The organism is Lysinibacillus sp. G1-3, from assembly GCF_056322905.1.
The window spans coordinates 15810-35049 of sequence record NZ_JBWHYQ010000029.1 but is presented as its reverse complement, the minus strand read 5'-3'; the positions used below and the strand labels follow the sequence as shown (position 1 = coordinate 35049).

Below are 19240 nucleotides of genomic sequence, written 5' to 3'. Positions count from 1 at the left end.
AAAGCCAATTCTGGACGAAATTATGTCAAGGTATAATGGATAAAATAAACAATAAAAATACGTATTATAGTACTAGATTACTAGTAATGGTGACGAGAATTATGCGTTGAAAGGAGCTTTTGACATTGGAAGTTTTACGACAGCTTGTGATGCAGGACAAACATATCACATCATTTTTACAAGAGATTCAGAGCGGTCATTCTGCAACACAGCTTATTACAGGATTAACTGGAAGCGCACGCCCGGTAATGGTCGATGCATTATTTGAATATGTAAAAAAACCAATTTATATTATATCTCCTAATCTATTGCAGGCTCAGAAAATGGCCGACGAGCTGGCGGGACTTTTAGGTGAGGAGCATGTTCATTATTATCCTGCCGATGAGTTTATTGCTGCTGATTTATCTGTTGCTTCCCCGGAGCTACGTGCTGAACGTATCGCAACACTTGATCGTCTTGCTAGAGGTGAAAAAGCTGTTTATGTAATACCGGTTGCGGGCTTACGTAAAATGATGCAGCCTAAAGAGCATTGGCTACAGTATTTTTTACAAATAGCAGTAGGTGAGGATATTCAGATTGATGAATGGCTTCAAACATTAGTAGAGATGGGGTACGTGCGTAATTCGATGGTGACGACACCTGGAGAATTTGCGTTACGTGGTGGCATATTAGATATTTATCCTCCGTATTTAGAGTCACCGATTCGTATAGAATTATTTGATACGGAAGTGGACTCGATTCGAACATTTTCTGCGGACGATCAACGTTCCATTGATAAATTACAGAAGATTCGTATCCTCCCTGCGTCAGAAGTTATTTTGACAAAGGAAGAAAGAAAAGCATTGGCAGGTCGTTTAGAAGCTGCATTAGCGACAAGCTTAAAGAAAGTCAAGAAGCAGGAGACGAAGGAGTTACTGTATCAACATATTCAATATGATATTGAATTGTTACAGCAAGGGAATTTACCGGACTATGTAAATAAATATGGTTCGTTATTGTATGAGATAACAGCCTATTTAGGCGATTATTTTGTACACGACGGCATTGTGCTGTTTGATGAGCTCGGGCGCATTCAGGAGGTTATGGATGCATGGGAGCGTGAAGAAGATGAGTGGTTTTTATCTCTAATTGAAGAAGGAAAAATGGTGCATGATGTAAAGCCAGCATTCTCTTTAAAAGAGATTCTAGCAATGTTATCTCAGCAAAAACTATATTTCTCATTATTTTCGCGAACTTTTGCAGGTGTATCCTTTAATAAGACGACGAACTTTTCTTGCAAACCAATGCAACAATTTCATGGCCAAATGTCATTATTACAAAGCGAGGTTGAACGCTGGCTACTCGGTAAATTTACTGTACTAATTGTGGCGAGAGATAAAGACCGTGTTAAACGTGTACAGCAAATGCTTGAAGAATATGATATTCATACGACAATTGGTCATCCGACAGAAGCGGGTATTTATATTGTGGATGGCTCGCTATCTAGTGGCTTTGAATTACCGTTACAGCGCTTAGTGGTAGTTACAGAGGATGAGCTGTTTAAACAGCAGGCGAAGAAAAAAGCACGTCCTCAAAAAATGACGAACGCAGAGCGTATTAAAAGCTATACAGAAATTAAACCTGGCGACTATGTTGTACATGTACATCACGGTATTGGGAAATATATTGGCTTAGAAACACTGGAGGTAAATGGCACACATAAAGATTACCTACACATTCGATATCGCGCAGATGATAAGTTGTATGTTCCAGTAGAGCAAATAGATTTAATCCAAAAATATGTAGCATCTGAAGACCGTGAACCGAAGCTACATAAATTAGGTGGAGCAGAGTGGAAAAAAGCTAAAGCTAAAGTGTCCTCTGCTGTGCAAGATATTGCTGATGATTTAATTAAGCTGTATGCGAAACGTGAAGCAGAAAAGGGTCATGCATTTGCGATTGACAATGACGATCAGCGCAATTTTGAGGCTTCATTCGCTTATGAGGAAACAGAGGATCAGTTACGTTCAATTATCGAAGTGAAACGTGATATGGAACGTGAACGTCCTATGGATCGCCTTGTATGTGGAGATGTGGGATACGGTAAAACTGAGGTAGCAATTCGTGCTGCATTTAAAGCAATTCAAGACGGCAAGCAGGTAGCGTTCCTTGTGCCGACAACGATTTTAGCGCAGCAACATTACGAAACGATTCGTGAGAGATTCCAAGACTTTGCTATTAATGTAGGTCTCCTGTCTCGTTTCCGCACAAAAAAAGAGCAAACGGCGACGTTAAAGGGCTTAAAAGAAGGGCAAGTTGATATTGTTATTGGAACGCATCGAATTTTATCTAAAGACTTAATATTCCAAGACCTCGGATTGCTTATTGTTGATGAGGAGCAACGTTTTGGTGTAACGCATAAGGAAAAAATTAAACAACTTAAGACGAATGTTGATGTATTAACACTAACGGCAACTCCGATTCCAAGAACACTTCATATGTCGATGGTAGGTGTTCGTGATTTATCGGTAATTGAAACGCCACCAGCGAACCGTTTCCCTGTACAAACCTATGTAATGGAGCATAGCGGTGCATTAGTGCGGGAAGCTATTGAGAGAGAAATGGCGCGTGGTGGGCAAGTATTCTACTTATACAATCGTGTAGAGGATATGGCTCGTAAAGTTGATGAAATTCAAACGCTTGTCCCCGAAGCACGTATCGGGCATGCACATGGGAAAATGACGGAGTCAGAATTAGAATCTGTCATATTAGCCTTTTTAGAAGGTGCCTATGATGTGCTTGTAACAACAACGATTATTGAGACAGGTGTAGATATACCGAACGTTAATACATTGATTGTTCACGATGCTGATCGAATGGGCTTAGCGCAGCTTTATCAATTGCGTGGGCGTGTTGGGCGTTCTAATAGGGTAGCATATGCGTACTTTATGTATCAACGTGATAAAGTTCTTACAGATGTAGCTGAGCAACGATTGCAGGCGATTAAAGAATTTACAGAGTTAGGTTCAGGATTTAAAATTGCTATGCGTGACTTATCTATTCGCGGTGCTGGGAATCTGCTAGGAGCGCAGCAACATGGCTTTATTGATTCTGTCGGTTTTGACTTGTATTCACAAATGCTACAAGAGGCGATTGCTGAGCGCCAAACTGGTGTGAAAAAAGAAGAGAAGCCTGATATTGAAATTATATTGAGTATTGATGCGTATATTCCGGATGTATACATTCCTGATGGCTATCAAAAAATTCAAATGTATAAACGTATTAAAGCGATGGATCAAGTGGAGGAGTATGGCGAAATCACGGAGGAATTAGAGGATCGCTTCGGAGATCTTCCGATTGAAACTGAGCGCTTACTGCGAATTGCGCGTATGAAGGTATGGGGCTTAGATGCAGGCGTATTGTCGGTAAAAGAAAAGCAAAAAATTATCACAATATTGTTATCAGAAGAGGGGACAGTACAAGTTGATGGCAGTAAAGTTGTTGAAGAATCCATGAAATTTGAACGAGCTGTCGGTTTTGGTATGGATGGTATGCAACTAAAATTAACGATTGATGAACGAAAATGTGGGAAATATCAACCCTTTGATATTTTAGAAGATATGATGCATATTATTGCTAACGCAAAAAAACAAAAATAATAAAAAGCTGACCTTATCTAACTAGGATAATGGTCAGCTTTTTATTATAGAAAAACAAAACGGTCTAGGAGATCTTAATGAATGTTGACGCTGTTGCTGTGCTTACGTATAGAAAACTGTTGTTGTAGACGCTACGTTGGCACTACGCTTACAGACAGAAAACCTTTGTTGCAGATGCAATGTTAGCGCTGGCTCATACGCGGGAAACCCTTATTAGTTGCGATGTTAACGCTACACTTACGCACTGAAAATATCCGATGCTGTCGCTTCGCTTTCGCGCAATAAGAAATTTCTGTAAACCTACGTTAGCACTACACTTGTGTACAGAAAATATATGTTGCAGACGCAACGTTAGCACTACACGTACGCGCAAAAAATATTTGATATTGCTCCCTCGCTTTCGTACAGATCCATTGCAGAAGTTTCGTTTTACCATTATTAACTTTGGGTGATATGCCAAAAGGTGCATGCAAATTGAAATTTTGACTGGACTGTAGATGGAGCGACTTCTTAAGTATCGTTTTTACAAATAGAACTGTAGATCTAGCTGATAGGAGCGAGGAGGTGAAAAGGATTAGATTGCATGAAAATGCCTTTATAATAAAAATCCTTTTGGCTCATTGACGCAATAATATAGGTTGGATTATTATTATTTCTTGTTAAAAATTTTTTATAAAATATTTATAAAAATTTGTTTTTGTGGTTAATCTAAGATAAGTTGATTGAAGTTAAAAATTCTACATGCTAAATGTATTTGAAGTACAATAATTTAGGTTTTAAGGCCTTTTTGAAAAATATTGTTGGGTGTGAAATCCTTTTTCTTCAGTTTTTGCATAGATTGCTTCATAAAAAACCATACTAGAGTTGAAAAAAATTTTTATTGTAGCGAAAGCGAGGATTATGAATGAAGGCAACAGGAATTGTTCGTCGTATTGATGATTTAGGGCGTGTGGTTATTCCAAAAGAAATTCGTAGGACGCTACGTATTCGCGAGGGTGACCCGTTAGAAATTTATACAGACCGTGAAGGCGAAGTTATTTTAAAGAAATATTCTCCAATTAACGATTTAGGGGAATTTGCAAGGGAATATGTAGAAACATTATATGAAACATTAGGTACTCCAGCGTTTGTAACCGACCGTGATGAAGTAATTGCTGTCGCGGGAATCGGTAAGAAAGAGTATATTAATCGTCGTATTACATCTTTTGCGGAAAGTTTTATGGAAGAGCGTTCAACAAAAATAGAAAAAATGGAAACAACTATCGAGATTGTTCCTGGACAATATGAGCAAGTGAAGTCTTATTGTGCAACACCTATTATGGTGAATGGTGATCCAATCGGTTGTATTATCGTTTTATCTAAGGTACATTTTGTTGGTGAAGTTGAAGTGAAAGTTGCAGAAACAGCTGCTAACTTCTTAGCTAAACAAATGAATAGTTGATGAGAATTGAAAGTTATTGCGCTGACCTTTTTTTAGGCTGAACAATAACTTTTTTTCGTACATAGTTTTATGGTAATCGTATCCGCGCGTCAAACTTTTGAGATATGCTATACTATTGGCATTGTTAAAGAAGGAAAGAGGGCAATTTATGTCGGAACGTTTTGGCATGAAAAGCTACATGAAGGGCGCGGCCTTACTTACAATTGCTGCCCTTATTGTGAAGGTTCTTAGTGCAATTTATCGTGTGCCTTTTCAAAACCTTGTTGGTGATGAAGGATTTTATATTTATCAGCAAGTGTATCCAGTTATATCTATTTTTGTCGTATGGACATCTAGTGGATTTGCAGTAGCTATTTCTAAGATGCTTGCAGATAATGATTGTATTTTAGACCCGCTAGAGCGAAATCAAAAACGAAGCGGTATTATGCGTATTGTTTTTCGTTATTTAACAGTACTATCGTTGTTGTTTTTTGTTGTTTTATTTAGTGGAGCTGAAATAATTGCACGGCTCATGGGCGATACGCAGCTTGCTCCTTTAATACGGACGGGTTCATTTATAGTACTTGTCATGCCGGCTCTTGCTATTTTAAAGGGCGGCTTCCAATCAAGAGGTATTATGGAGCCGGTTGCTTATGCACAAGTCCTTGAACAAGCTGTGAGGGTATCCGTCATTATAGCGGGCACATTTATCATTATGAAGACGACAGAATCACTATATAGTGCTGGACAAATGGCTATAATAGGTACAGTTATTGGTGAAATTGTAGGTTTTATATTACTTGCGTATATCTTTAAAAAACGTTTCGGTTTATTGAACGATAAGAAACAGCGACGACGTATCGAAAGTTTTCCTATTATTAAAGAAGTCACATTGCTAAGTTTAAGTGTAAGCATGAGTGGCCTATTGTTACTTGGCTATCAGCTAGTTGATTCCTTTACAATTTATTCATTATTAGTAGAGGGTGGAATGGATCAGAAGGTAGCTAAGGTAACAAAAGGAGTTTATGATCGTGGGCAGCCGCTAGTGCAGCTCGGAGTTGTCATTGCTTCTTCTCTTTCGCTGGCTATTGTACCGCTTGTCGCACATATGTCCAAAAAACAGGAAGGCCGTAGTGCAATTCCGTTTATACAATTAACGTATAGAGCATCTGTATTATTTGGGTGGGCAGCATCTTTAGGTTTAATACTCGTTATGCCTTATGTTAACGCAATGCTCTTTAAAACAGATGCGCTGTCGGAAGTGCTTATGGTGTATGTGTTACAAATCGTGCCTTTGTCGATTATTTTGACATTTACAGCTATTCTGCAAGGTTATGGTAAATTAAAAAAGCCAGCTTTATTTTTAATTGTAGGTTTTATATTTAAAATAATATTGAATGTGCTGACAATTAATTTATTTGGTGTATTAGGTGCTGCTATTGCTAATAATGTGGGTCTATTATTTACTGCCCTCATGCTTGTTTTTTATTTAAAGAAAATAATTGCAATTCAATTAGCACCAGCTAGTTTTTATAAAAAAGTTGGAATTGCATCACTAAGCATGGCAGCTGTAGTGCTAGTTTGGTTACAGTTTATACCATCGTTGTTAAGCCAATTTTTATCACCTCGATTTGTTGCGGTGGTAGCAGGTTTTACAGCTGTTAGTTTAGGGGCATTTGTAATGGTCACAATAATTGCTAAGTTACGAGTGCTTGGCGAAAAAGAGTGGTACTTACTACCGTTTGGGCGCAAGATGGCAGTTTATCAATTATGGTTAAATCGGAAGAAGTAGGTGGATTTGTTGAATACTTTAACAGTTATTGGTCTAGGTGCGGGTGATTTTAATCAGCTGCAAATGGGTGTCTATAAAAAATTAAAAGCGGCTAGAAAATTATATGTTCGTACAGTGGATCATCCGGTATTAGGAGAATTATCAGCTGAGGGCTTACAATTTGAAAGCTTTGACACGGTCTATGAAAAACATGGCTCGTTTCAGCCTGTGTATGAAGAAATTGCAGAAACGCTTGTGGCTGCTACGGCGATTGAAGATGTAATGTACGCTGTACCAGGACATCCACTTGTTGCGGAGCAGACTGTGCAATTGCTGATTGCTGCTGCGGATGCGGGAAAAGTAAAATTAGTCATTGAAGGTGGACAAAGCTTCTTAGACCCAATATTCGGTGCGTTAAAGATCGATCCGATTGAGGGCTTTCAGCTGCTGGATGGCACTAGCTTTTCTATGCATGACATTAACATGCGTCAGCATATTTTAATTGCCCAAGTGTATGATACATTCAGTGCGTCAGAAGTAAAGCTTACGTTAATGGAGAAATATGATGACGAATACCTTGTTACAGTAGTTACTGCAGCAGGATCGGCACAGGAAAAATTAGTGACGGTACCACTTTATGAGCTCGACCAAAGCGTTGAGGTGAACAATTTAACAACGGTATATGTACCACCTGTGAAATCGCAAGAGGAGGCTTTACGAGATTGGGCAACCTTCCGCCAAATTATTGCTGTTTTACGAGGACCAAATGGTTGTCCGTGGGATCAAAAGCAAACGCATGAATCACTGAAAAAATATTTACTAGAAGAAGCGCACGAATATTTGGCAGCGGTAGATGCAGAGGATGACTTTGCGATGATCGAGGAGCTCGGAGATGTACTGTTACAAGTATTCCTTCATGCACAAATCGGAGAAGATCAAGGTTACTTTACATTGGAAGATGTATTAGCTTCAATAAGTGAAAAAATGATTCGTCGACACCCACACGTATTTGGAGATGTATCGGTAGAAGATGCAGAGGGTGTTGTAGCGAATTGGGAAGTTATAAAAGCAGAAGAAAAGGGTATAAGTGATAAGCCATTATTGGAAGAGGAATATCGGGCGTCCTCTGCTCTACAAACTGCCTATAATTATCAAAAAAGAGCTGCAAAGGTTGGATTTGATTGGCCTGATGTAGATGGAGCATGGGACAAGTTTGCGGAGGAATGGCAGGAATTTCGTAATGAGGTGACGAAAGGTACAAGTGCGTCACGTCTAGATGAATTTGGAGATGTCTTGTTCACGCTTGTGAATTTAGCACGTTTCTACAAGTTAAATCCAGAAGAGGCTATGTTACATGCCAATGAGAAGTTTGCGAGACGCTTTGGTTATGTGGAGGCAAAGGTAAAGGAAAGTGGAAAGCCATTTTCTGATTATACATTAGAACAATTAGATGCTTTTTGGAATGAAGTGAAGCAACTGGAAAAGGAGTAAAAGTATGCGATTAGATAAATTTTTAAAGGTATCACGTTTAATTAAACGTCGTACATTAGCGAAAGAAGTAGCAGATCAAGGCCGTATTACGATCAATGATAAGATCGCAAAGGCTAGTAGTGCTGTTAAAGCTGGAGACGAGCTAGCCATTCGTTTTGGACAAAAAATTGTGACAGCGCGTGTAGAAGAATTACGTGATACTGTGAAAAAAGAAGATGCCGCAAAAATGTTTACGATTTTGAAGGAAGAGCGTCTTGAAAAAATTGAGCCTGAATTTATTGATGACGAAGATTAAATCAAATATACCTCTGATAAAAGTGTAGCAACTTTAATAAAGTTGTCATGCTTTTAAGGTTGTCCGCATAAAGTGAACAGAAGCTAGGACGACTAAAGGAGGAAGAAAATGACGCTACATCAAGAAAGTAACCGTTACACAATTCCATCTGGAGAACATATTTTAACGATTCGTAATCGTAAAAGAATGGACATGACTTCTGTAAAATCAATTGAACGCTTTGATCAGGAAGAGTTTTTCATTAAGACGTCCCAAGGGCATTTGTTAATCCGTGGAGAAGAACTGCATATCGTTCATTTAGATGTTGACAAAGGGTTATTGACGCTTGAAGGAACTGTAAAAACCTTACAGTATGACGAGGAGGAAAGTGGCTTCTCGAAAGGTTTCCTTCATAAATTATTTGGATGATTGTTAGTGAACAATTTGTTCAACTATTAGTCATGGTTTTGAGCGGTATAGCAGTTGGATTCATTATTGATAGTGTAAGGCTCATTGTTTTTTCAACTCCAAAAAGGTCAAGCCTTCGAAGATGGATGATGGTATTTGAACTACTTACCTGGATTCTACTTGGGGGCATGACATACTATTTATTATTTTGGCTAAAAGATGGCGCTTGGCGGGCTTATGACCCGCTAGCGCAAATAGCCGGAATTTTTTTGTATCAAACATTTTTTCAGACTTTTTTACGTTTCATCGCAAGGGTTTTGGTGAATATAACATGGAGACCTTTGTGGTTCATCATACGATTAATATTTGCTACCATTCGACAAATTTTTAATATATTAATAAATATTGGAGCATTTGTTTTAAGACCTTTTGTCAAAATTTATTCGTATTTGTCCAACACTTTTTTTAAAAAATTTCGATTTATCAAGTATAATAAAAGACAACAATAACTTTCGGAGGTGCGGGCATGACTAAGCGTCGTTCATCAAATGATCGCCAACAAAACTATACTAAGCTTGATAATGACTATGTCCGTAACACGGATAAAGCTATAAATCGTAAAATTGAAGGGCGGAAACGGAAAATGCGCCGCATTGCCTTTTTTGCGATTGTACCAGTCGTTATTATTGCCGTTCTCGGAAATATACTTTTGAATCAAAATGAAACGCTAGCTGCAAAAGAGCAGGAAAAGGTTGAAGCGAAGGAGCATCTTTCTGATTTGAAAGAAGAGCGAGATTCGCTAAACCTTAAAATTAAACAGTTAGAGGATCCTGAGTATATCGCAAAGTTACTACGCAAAGAGTATTTCCTATCCAAAGAAGGTGAAATAAATTTCATTTTACCGGATGAAAAAGATGAAAAAGAAAAAAAGGCTGATATACCAGATAAAAAAGACGCCGTATCAGAAAAGAAAGGTAAAAAAGACGACTGAAAAGCTATGTATTGTTGACACTCTTTTTTTGTTATATATAATGAAGAGAGAAACTTATTGTAGTAAAAAGTTTGATAAATTGATTACATGACTCAAAAGAGTCGCTTAATTTTTAAGGAGGAGCATTTTTTTTATGTCAATTGAAGTAGGCAGCAAGGTACAAGGTAAAGTAACAGGAATCACAAATTTTGGAGCATTCGTTGAGCTGCCAGATGGCAAAACAGGCTTAGTACACATCAGTGAAGTTGCTGACAATTATGTAAAAGATATCAATGAGCATCTAAAAGTTGGAGATGAAGTTGAAGTAAAAGTGATGAATGTTGAAGCGGACGGAAAGATCGGTCTTTCGATCCGTAAAGCAAAGCCTCAAGCAGAGAGACCAGAGAGACCAGAGCGTCCGGAGCGTCCAGCACGTCCACGTCGCGATAATCGTTCTAATGATCGTAACGAGCGCCATCAACCAAAAGAGAATTTTGAACAAAAAATGGCCCGTTTCTTAAAAGATAGTGATGAACGTCTAGCAACACTAAAACGTGCTACAGAGTCAAAACGCGGTGGTCGCGGAGCTAGAAGAGGGTAGTTTGCTGACTGTTTTAATCGTAGAAAAAGTGTATAAATAGAGTTGGGATTAGCTTATATTAAGCTAATCCCCTTTTTTAAATACTTTCTGTATACATTTCGTCTAGCCATAAGTCGTGATTACTTTTTAAATTCTTTCAGCAAGTATTTTCGTAGCGAAAGAAAGAGATTTGTTGGCTAAAGCCTCCGGCGGATGTAAGGGTAAACCATTCTTACAACGTTGATGTCGGTCTCTTTTTCTTTTTAGGAGCGGGTACGGGTGCTTGTTCAGTAGGTGTTTCTGAAGACTTTTCGGTTGGACGAACAACCATTTTAACAAGTAAAAACACACCGTATACACTAACGGCTAGCCCAGTAAGAAGTAAAAGTATTTGTACAGCGAATGGTAAATTAATAAGAATGGATACGAGAATGATCATAGAGCCGCTTCCACAAATTAAAGCAGCTTTCGTTAATGAATTCAAAGGAAATAAACCTCCTAGATAACACGCTCTTTTCATTATTAGTATGCCATATTTTTGAGCGCATCACCATAACGTGGGGCTGATTCTATTCCTACTAGGCGCTTTCCTATGAGTGACAGCAACAACAAAGTTTTTGTCTGTGCGAAAGCGAAGCGACAGCAACGGCAACTGAAATGTGATATTGCTAATATGTTACTTTATAGTTTAAAAGGCTGTTGTACTGTTAACCGACAAAAAAACAGGCGTCTCAGAAATAATTCTGAGACGCCTGTTTGAGATGACCCCTACGGGATTCGAACCCGTGTTACCGCCGTGAAAGGGCGGTGTCTTAACCACTTGACCAAGGGGCCTACTATGGTGGCGGCCGAGGGGATCGAACCCCCGACCTTACGGGTATGAACCGTACGCTCTAGCCAGCTGAGCTAGGCCGCCAATAAGATTATGGAGCGGAAGACGAGGTTCGAACTCGCGACCCCCACCTTGGCAAGGTGGTGTTCTACCACTGAACTACTTCCGCGTTTTAAACAATTTGTTTTAGCAACAAGTTATATAATACAAGCCTTTGTTACTAACGTCAAGTAGTTTTTTTGAAAAAAATAATAAAAATATATGGTTTTTATTCATTAATTAAAGATTTGCTAATAAAAAGGGGGAGTACGATGGCTCATCACCATGAAATGTGGTTGATTTCCGTTCCCCTGTGCACTGCAAGGGCTCATCTGTGACGCTAATCCCCAAAGAGTTACCTAGTCCCTACTTCAATCAACTTTAAAATGAATGCCGCCCACAACTTTTGGTGGTTGGCCCTTTTTATGGGAAATTTATCAAACTTTTTGTTCTTGAGTAGAAAAGTATCATCGACACTGCTGACTATAGTAATTATGACGAATAATGGAACGTCAATCGGTGAAAAAGAAAGGGTGAGAGGGCATTAGCCCGCTTGAGGCATAGATTTTGTAAAGTATCGTATACAACGACAACGAGAAAAAATTACCTAAATTTTCTGTTATTTAAACCAACCTCATAGTAAGCGATGTTTATAATCTTGTACAGCTTCTATTTTATGTAGAAATTGTTGCCATTTCTCGTATTTATGCATATGTATTCGTCGAAATGTTTATATTTTTTTCTGCCACCGTCAGACAATCTTTCCATACATAATTTTTTATAATAACTCCAAAAGTGCAGAAAGGGGATAGTGAAATGACGAGTATCGAATGGTATAACACGGCAAATGTAGACGAACAAAAATTAGGAGTGAAAAAAAGGCAATTGTTAATAGGCTCTTTATTTTTTTTAACATCCTTCTTTTTAGCTCAGTCCGTTGTATTTGAAGCGGCCGTGCCTTTCTCGGTTCCTTTTTGGGCAATTATTCGAACGAAGTATAAGGAATACGCCAAGTGTGTTTTGTTTGGTGGTCTGATAGGATGTTTTTTTCTTGGATTTGGACAAGTCTTTATTTTAGCATTGCAAATCGTTATGTATGAATGTATCATGCGCTTCCGTTATTGGCAGTTACCACAAAGTATAGCGGTCTCTTTGGCGGTACTGCTTGTGCAAATAATATGGCAGGGAGTTATGCATCAAGGTTTACCGCCGGTGCTTGTGCAATTTTATGTAGGTTGTGAAGCGGCTTTGGCTCTTATTATGACGTTGTTTATGCAAGTGTTGTTTGTCAATTCTTATGAATGGTTTACGAGCCATTGGACTTATGAGAAGTTGGGTTCTGGATTAGTTGTATTTGCTGCTATGCTTACAGGGATGCAAGCAGTTGTCATTAGCTATTTTTCACTCCCCATTTTTTTATTACAACTATTAATTTGCTTCGGTGCATTAGTAGGAAGTGTACCATTAGCGACAGTTATCGGAGCAGTGCTCGGAACGCTTATTGGGATTGCAAAGCTTTCGTTTACGGGTATGCTTTCTGTGGCCACGTTAACTGGATTGTGTGCAGGGATGGGGGCCCGCGTTGGAAGATTTGGTGTAGCAATTGGCAGTATTTTGCCGAGTGTGTTTTTTTTATTTTACGATGCAACATTGCCGTTAGATAGCGTTTATTTTACATCGATTGCAATTGGGAGTATTGCTTTTCTATCCATTCCGAAAAAATATTCTGATAAGGTGCGGGACAAGCTGTTTCCGCAGCGTGAGGAGGTCTTACTCGCCCGTCAAAGTTGGTTAACGGAGCATGTTACGTTTAAATTAGAGCATTTTCAGCACTTTGTACAATTTATGAAGGAGCTTGTATTTGAACGCTTTATGACGGCCCCGATAGAAGAAGCGAAGGAAGTGTCGCCGATGAATACATGCCTAAGCTGTTTCCGCTATGATCACTGTTGGGGAGCGCAAAATAACGGAATGGACAAGCTAATGACAGACTGGTTTCATATGAAAGGCGTTGGAAAGGATTCTGGTATGCATCGTGTCGAAGAACAAATACGTTATAAATGTGTGAAATCAACAAAAATTTTCGAAGAATTGGAAACAGAGCTGTACAGAGAGCGTATTAATGGTCAGTATTTTCATGGTAAGAAAATGATTGCCCTTCAGTTACGTGATATGAGCAATCATCTTAATCAGTTAATAGCGGAGATGAAAGAAGAGACTATTTCATTCGCTAGTGTGGAAAAGGACATTACTCAACGGTTAAAGGATGCGCACATTGAATGTTTTCAACTAGATGTGTTAAGTAATAAGCCGGGAGCACGAAAAATTGTCTGCGCTTTAGCACCAGCACGCGTCGATTGGGAGGAAGACACAACGTTAGCTGAACGGATGATATTGCCGATTTTATATGATATTTTTGAAGAACCATTTGAAATTGAAAAGGTAGTAGCAAGTGATATACCATTTCGCCATATTCAAGTAAGCTTTAGATCAGCTATTAGCTTTGAAGTAGAGTATGATATATATAGCATGTCTAAAGATGCGACGTTATATTCCGGTGATTCCCATGCATTATTTCAATTACATCCAGGACTATTTGCAATTTTATTGTCAGATGGTATGGGGCAGAGTAAAGAAGCACAGCATGAGAGTAGAAAGTTAATACATTTAATGCGAGAATGTTTAAATTACAACATGAACCCAGAGACTGCGATGCACACGTTGCATTATGTCATGTCCTTAAAGCAGCAAAATGATATGTATGCAACGCTTGATTTTGCACTTGTCGATTTACAACACGGTGATTTATGGTCATGGAAGGCTGGGGGAATGTCTACGTATATTTTACGTGGGAAAGAGGTGCTGAAGGTTGAAAGCAATGCAGCTCCTGTAGGGTTTTTATCCATTTCAGCAGTAGAGGCGGAAAAAAGAAAGCTTAAGGCGGGCGATGTTATTTTGATGCACTCTGATGGATTGTTTTCAAGTGTTGATGATTGGGACGAGCAGGAAGAGACATTTTTAGCGTATGCTCAGCAGGTAGCAAGCACTACTAAAACTATACAGGAAAAATTAACGACGATTATGGAATCTTTCCAGTCTTACTATGACATTGAAGACGATTGCACTGTATTGATGCTAGAGGTTACACATGTTGTCCCTACGTGGGCCGTGTTTAGACCAGTTCAGCACTCTATGAGCAATTCATGATAATAGAGAACGAAAAGGGGAGGAGAAGCGTTTGTCACTCGAATTAAAGGTCAAAAAAACTATTGAAAAAGAGCAATTATTACAGCAAGACGACCATCTTCTCATCGCCGTTTCAGGTGGAGTGGATTCAATGGCTTTACTCCATTATTTTGTAAAAACAAAAGATCAATGGGGGATTACGGTAGAAGCCGTACATGTTGATCATATGCTAAGAGGTGAAGCATCGGCTGAGGACAGAGCTTTTGTCCAAAAATATTGTGATGAGTATGGTATATACTTATATGCAAAGGCTATTCCAATACCAGAGATTATGGCTTTAGAAAATGGCAATACACAGCTTATTTGCCGTAGAGAACGTTATCAATATTTTAAAGAGATCATGGAAAAAACGAATGCTAGCAAGCTTGTAACTGCACATCATGCGGACGACCAACTGGAGTCAGTATTAATGGCCCTGACAAAAAATGCAACGATCAATGGTATGCAAGGTATACGTTCACAACGTATTTTTGAAGGAAAAACATTAATTCGTCCGTTTTTAACGGTTACAAAGTCCGAAATAAGGGAATATTTACTTAAGCAGGGGTTAGATCATCGTGAAGACGCTAGCAATTATAAGGACACCTATGTACGAAATCGTTTTAGACATCATGTGGTGCCATTGTTGGAGGCAGAAAATCCTCGAGTAACAGAGCAGGTAACCCATTTTACAAAACAATTGCAAGAAGACGATGCCTATTTAATGAATTTAGCGGAGGATGTATTTTCTAGAATAGTAAAAAGAATTGACGAAAATACATATAGCATGGAAATTAAGGCTCATCAATTGGAACCACTTGCTTTACAAAGGAGGCTCATTTTAATACTATTAAACTATCTTTACAAAGATTCAAATACGATACAAAGTTATGCTTTATTGACTTCTATTACAAAGCTTTTTGATACGACAGCGGGGTATGCTGAAGTTCACTTGCCAGAAAATTTTATAGCAGTTCGCCGTTATGGAAAATTTACGATTCAGAAGAAAGAGACAATAGAAGGTCAAGCCTCTCCTGAGAAAAAGATTATTTCGACTGCTAATGGGTGGACAACACTGACGAATGGTGAACGTTTATGCGTAGTCGAGTTGCCTGATTTATCGTCTATAATGCTGACGGATACTGCACAACTTTTTTATTTTAACGCTAGCAAACTCAAACTTCCACTCTATGTTAGAGCGCGTAAGGAAGGGGATAGAATGCTGTTAAAAGGAATGGATCGGCCAAAACGCTTATCTCGCCTTTTTATAGATGAAAAGATTCCTTTGAATGAGCGGAATAGCTGGCCGTTACTGATTTCTCAATCTGAAGAGGTCGTAGCGGTAATTGGTGTGCGAATGGGAATGTTGTTTTCAACCTCTCCGCAACCAAACGATGATACAGTGCTCATCGTAGACTAAGGTCTTTGTAAAATTTCACCGCACATGGTTGAACATTTTTTATACACACGAGGAGGAATCAAAATGTTACAAAATGACATCGAAAAAGTTATGATTACAGAAGAACAATTGCAAGAAAGAATCGCTGAATTAGGAGCACAATTGACAGAGGAATATAAAGATTCATTCCCGTTAGCTGTTGGTGTTTTAAAAGGGGCTATGCCTTTTATGACAGACTTAATGAAACGTTTCGATTCTTTCATTGAGCTAGATTTTATGGATGTTTCTAGCTATGGTAATGCAACTGTTTCATCTGGGGAAGTAAAGATTCTAAAGGATTTAAATACAAGCGTCGAGGGACGTGACGTAGTAATTATCGAGGATATCATTGATAGCGGCTTAACGTTGAGCTATTTAGTCGACTTATTTAAATACCGCAAAGCAAAATCCATCAAAATCGTTACATTGTTAGATAAACCATCAGGTCGTAAAGTAAACTTAGCTGCTGATTATGTTGGTTTTGAAGTGCCAGACGGCTTTGTTGTAGGGTATGGTTTAGACTACGCAGAAAAATACCGTAATTTACCGTATATCGGCATTTTAAAGCCGGAAGTTTATTCTTTCTAAAATTAAAAAGTTAACAAAAGAACACCAGCTATGAAAGGTAAGAGCCTCCAGCGAAGGTCATAGATTTTTAGTTTTTTTTACTTCCTTCAGCAGTGTTTACGTAGCGAAAGTGAAACGTCAGCTACAAGGTTTTATCTGTGCGACAACAGTAGACAGCACGCGACTGAGTAACCAATACCACGTTGACCTAAAGCTGATTCTGGACGCAATTATGCCGAGGCATAATTGATCGTAAATCTAAAAATCTAGGCACATTGTACTGAATGAAGTATCGGATACAAACGCTGGAACATAGTAAATAAATGCATAAATATGTTTTGATTTCGACAAAAATCGCACGAAACTTTTTTTATGTAGGGCTTTTCGTTGTATGATGAAATCATGATATGTTAAGATTTTACTTATAATTTTTCTGTTGTAATGAGGAGGCTGGAGATGAATCGAATATTTCGATATACCATATTCTATTTACTGATTTTCTTAGTGATTATCGGTATTTTTGGTACTTTCAATGGTGGAACTTCACCAACGAAAGAGTTAACTTATCATGAGTTTATAGAAGCTCTAGATAAGAAAGAAATAACAAGTGCTACAATTCAACCTGATAAATCAGTATACATCGTTGAAGGTACATTGAAGGGATATGAAAAAGGAGAAAGCTTTACTGCAAACCTCCCTACCAATAACCAATCATTAATGGACCGCATCGATGTGGCTGCTAAGGATAAGAATAGTAATATTACATTTTTAACAGCGCCAGAAACAAGTGGATGGATTCAATTCTTTACAGGAATTATTCCTTTCATCATTATCATTTTCTTATTCTTCTTCCTAATGAGTCAATCTCAAGGTGGCGGAAATAAAGTGATGAGCTTTGGTAAAAGTAAAGCCAAACTTTATGACGATCAGAAGAAAAAAGTTCGTTTTACAGATGTAGCGGGTGCTGATGAAGAGAAAGCAGAGCTTGTTGAAGTTGTTGATTTCTTAAAAGATCACCGTAAATTCACTGAGATTGGTGCTCGTATTCCAAAGGGTATCTTACTTGTAGGTCCTCCTGGTACAGGTAAAACATTACTTGCACGAGCAGTAGCAGGTGAAGCAGGCGTACCATTCTTCTCGATTTCAGGTTCTGACTTCGTAGAAATGTTCGTCGGTGTTGGTGCATCACGTGTGCGTGACTTGTTTGAAAATGCAAAGAAAAATGCACCTTGTATCATCTTTATCGATGAGATTGATGCAGTAGGTCGTCAACGTGGCGCAGGTCTAGGTGGTGGCCATGACGAGCGTGAACAAACATTGAACCAATTGTTAGTTGAAATGGATGGTTTCGGGGCAAACGAAGGTATTATTATTATCGCTGCAACAAACCGCCCAGATATTTTAGATAAAGCCTTATTACGTCCTGGTCGATTTGACCGTCAAATTACAGTAGGACACCCTGATGTAAAAGGTCGTGAAGCAATCCTAAAAGTACATGCGCGCAACAAACCTTTATCAGAGTCAGTGGACTTAGCAGCTGTTGCACAACGTACACCAGGTTTCTCGGGTGCCGACTTAGAGAACTTGTTAAATGAAGCTGCACTTGTAGCGGCTCGTAAAAGCAAACGTACAATCAATATGGCAGATATCGATGAGGCATCTGACCGAGTAATCGCAGGTCCAGCAAAAGCTAGCCGTGTATACTCAGCGAAAGAGAAGAAACTTGTAGCGTTCCATGAAGCCGGCCACGTAGTTGTTGGTTTAGAGCTAGATGAAGCAGATACAGTACACAAAGTAACGATCGTCCCTCGTGGCCAAGCTGGAGGTTACGCGATTATGTTACCGAAGGAAGAACGTTTCTTCACAACAAAACAAGAACTATTAGACCGTATTGCTGGACTTCTTGGTGGTCGTGTGGCAGAGGAAATCGTCCTTGGCGAAGTATCTACTGGGGCACATAACGACTTCCAAAAGGTAACAAGTATTGCACGTGCCATGGTCACTGAATATGGTATGAGTGAAAATCTTGGTGCAATGCAGTTTGGTTCAAGTCAGGGTGGGAATGTATTCCTTGGTCGTGACTTTAATTCAGATCAAAACTATTCTGATTCAATCGCTTATGAAATTGATAAGGAAATGCAAAAAATTATCGATTCGCAATATGAGCGTACTAAACGAATCTTAACTGAAAAACGTGGTTTACTTGATTTAATTGCTAACACGTTGATGGAAAAAGAAACATTGAACGCGCAAGAAATCGAGCATTTACGTGATCACGGTGTCTTACCGGAACCAGAGGTAGAACCGGTTGTAGAAAAAGCTCCTAAAGCTGAAGCTCAACCAGTATTAGATGTAGTTGGTGAACCAGTTGTTAAGAAAGAATTGCTTAACAATGAACCAAATCCAACAACAGCTGATTTACCTAAAGAGGACATAGGGCCGAATGATACACCAAAAGGTATCGATGAAAAGCGTGATTAATATGGGAAAGACTGTTTACGATTTTAGTAAGCAGTCTTTTTCTTTGCCTTTTTTCTGTAATAGGTATTACGATAATTTTATATAGGTTCTTTAATATTTTAGAGCC

Annotated in this window: 14 protein-coding genes and 3 tRNA genes; 13 read left to right on the top strand and 4 right to left on the bottom strand. The window is 38.7% G+C overall.

The window, feature by feature from the left end:
- The first annotated feature begins 125 nt into the window (after window positions 1–125).
- From mfd to ACVYAD_RS23340, 9 genes are all read left to right on the top strand, one after another.
- Window positions 126–3638 (top strand): transcription-repair coupling factor, encoded by a 3513-nt coding sequence (gene mfd / locus ACVYAD_RS23380; RefSeq protein ID WP_349661771.1) that lies wholly within the window; start codon window positions 126–128, stop codon window positions 3636–3638.
- Window positions 3639–4542: 904 nt separating this feature from the next.
- The gene (gene spoVT / locus ACVYAD_RS23375; protein ID WP_197142735.1) at window positions 4543–5079 is read left to right on the top strand and encodes a stage V sporulation protein T; all 537 of its coding nucleotides are present in this window, start codon (window positions 4543–4545) and stop codon (window positions 5077–5079) included.
- Between the two features lie 148 nt (window positions 5080–5227).
- Window positions 5228–6850 (top strand): putative polysaccharide biosynthesis protein, encoded by a 1623-nt coding sequence (locus tag ACVYAD_RS23370; RefSeq protein ID WP_476428127.1) that lies wholly within the window; start codon window positions 5228–5230, stop codon window positions 6848–6850.
- 9 nt (window positions 6851–6859) lie between these two features.
- Entirely contained in the window at window positions 6860–8320 is a 1461-nt protein-coding gene (gene yabN / locus ACVYAD_RS23365; RefSeq protein ID WP_476428126.1) for a bifunctional methyltransferase/pyrophosphohydrolase YabN, read from the top strand.
- A 4-nt stretch (window positions 8321–8324) separates the two neighbouring features.
- On the top strand, window positions 8325–8615 hold the full coding sequence (locus tag ACVYAD_RS23360) for an RNA-binding S4 domain-containing protein (protein ID WP_197142729.1): 291 nt from the start codon (window positions 8325–8327) through the stop codon (window positions 8613–8615).
- Between the two features lie 108 nt (window positions 8616–8723).
- The gene (yabP, locus tag ACVYAD_RS23355; RefSeq protein WP_004229167.1) at window positions 8724–9023 is read left to right on the top strand and encodes a sporulation protein YabP; all 300 of its coding nucleotides are present in this window, start codon (window positions 8724–8726) and stop codon (window positions 9021–9023) included.
- Complete coding sequence (yabQ, locus tag ACVYAD_RS23350) at window positions 9020–9511, top strand: spore cortex biosynthesis protein YabQ (RefSeq protein ID WP_349661774.1); 492 nt, start codon at window positions 9020–9022, stop codon at window positions 9509–9511. Before yabP ends, yabQ begins: the two co-directional genes overlap by 4 nt.
- A gap of 17 nt (window positions 9512–9528) precedes the next feature.
- A complete protein-coding gene (locus ACVYAD_RS23345; protein WP_476428125.1) occupies window positions 9529–9993 on the top strand; it encodes an FtsB family cell division protein in 465 nt (154 codons plus the stop codon).
- Window positions 9994–10126: 133 nt separating this feature from the next.
- Window positions 10127–10573 (top strand): S1 domain-containing RNA-binding protein, encoded by a 447-nt coding sequence (locus ACVYAD_RS23340; RefSeq protein ID WP_079563696.1) that lies wholly within the window; start codon window positions 10127–10129, stop codon window positions 10571–10573.
- A gap of 211 nt (window positions 10574–10784) precedes the next feature.
- Here ACVYAD_RS23340 and ACVYAD_RS23335 read toward each other — a convergent pair whose 3' ends face one another.
- The 4 genes from ACVYAD_RS23335 to ACVYAD_RS23320 form a co-directional block, all read right to left on the bottom strand.
- A complete protein-coding gene (locus ACVYAD_RS23335) occupies window positions 10785–11036 on the bottom strand; it encodes a hypothetical protein (RefSeq protein WP_386830826.1) in 252 nt (83 codons plus the stop codon).
- Between the two features lie 278 nt (window positions 11037–11314).
- Window positions 11315–11386, bottom strand: a tRNA-Glu gene (locus ACVYAD_RS23330).
- Between the two features lie 5 nt (window positions 11387–11391).
- A tRNA-Met gene (locus ACVYAD_RS23325) sits at window positions 11392–11468 on the bottom strand.
- A gap of 10 nt (window positions 11469–11478) precedes the next feature.
- Window positions 11479–11553, bottom strand: a tRNA-Gly gene (locus ACVYAD_RS23320).
- 686 nt (window positions 11554–12239) lie between these two features.
- Between ACVYAD_RS23320 and ACVYAD_RS23315 the strand changes: the two genes are divergently transcribed.
- The 4 genes from ACVYAD_RS23315 (at window position 12240) to ftsH (ending at window position 19134) form a co-directional block, all read left to right on the top strand.
- Entirely contained in the window at window positions 12240–14630 is a 2391-nt protein-coding gene (locus tag ACVYAD_RS23315; RefSeq protein WP_476428124.1) for a SpoIIE family protein phosphatase, read from the top strand.
- 31 nt (window positions 14631–14661) lie between these two features.
- The gene (gene tilS, locus ACVYAD_RS23310; protein WP_349661778.1) at window positions 14662–16068 is read left to right on the top strand and encodes a tRNA lysidine(34) synthetase TilS; all 1407 of its coding nucleotides are present in this window, start codon (window positions 14662–14664) and stop codon (window positions 16066–16068) included.
- A gap of 63 nt (window positions 16069–16131) precedes the next feature.
- Window positions 16132–16674, top strand: coding sequence for a hypoxanthine phosphoribosyltransferase (hpt, locus tag ACVYAD_RS23305; RefSeq protein ID WP_079563700.1), 543 nt, complete (start codon window positions 16132–16134; stop codon window positions 16672–16674).
- A gap of 435 nt (window positions 16675–17109) precedes the next feature.
- Entirely contained in the window at window positions 17110–19134 is a 2025-nt protein-coding gene (gene ftsH / locus ACVYAD_RS23300) for an ATP-dependent zinc metalloprotease FtsH (RefSeq protein WP_349661779.1), read from the top strand.
- Window positions 19135–19240: the final 106 nt, after the last annotated feature.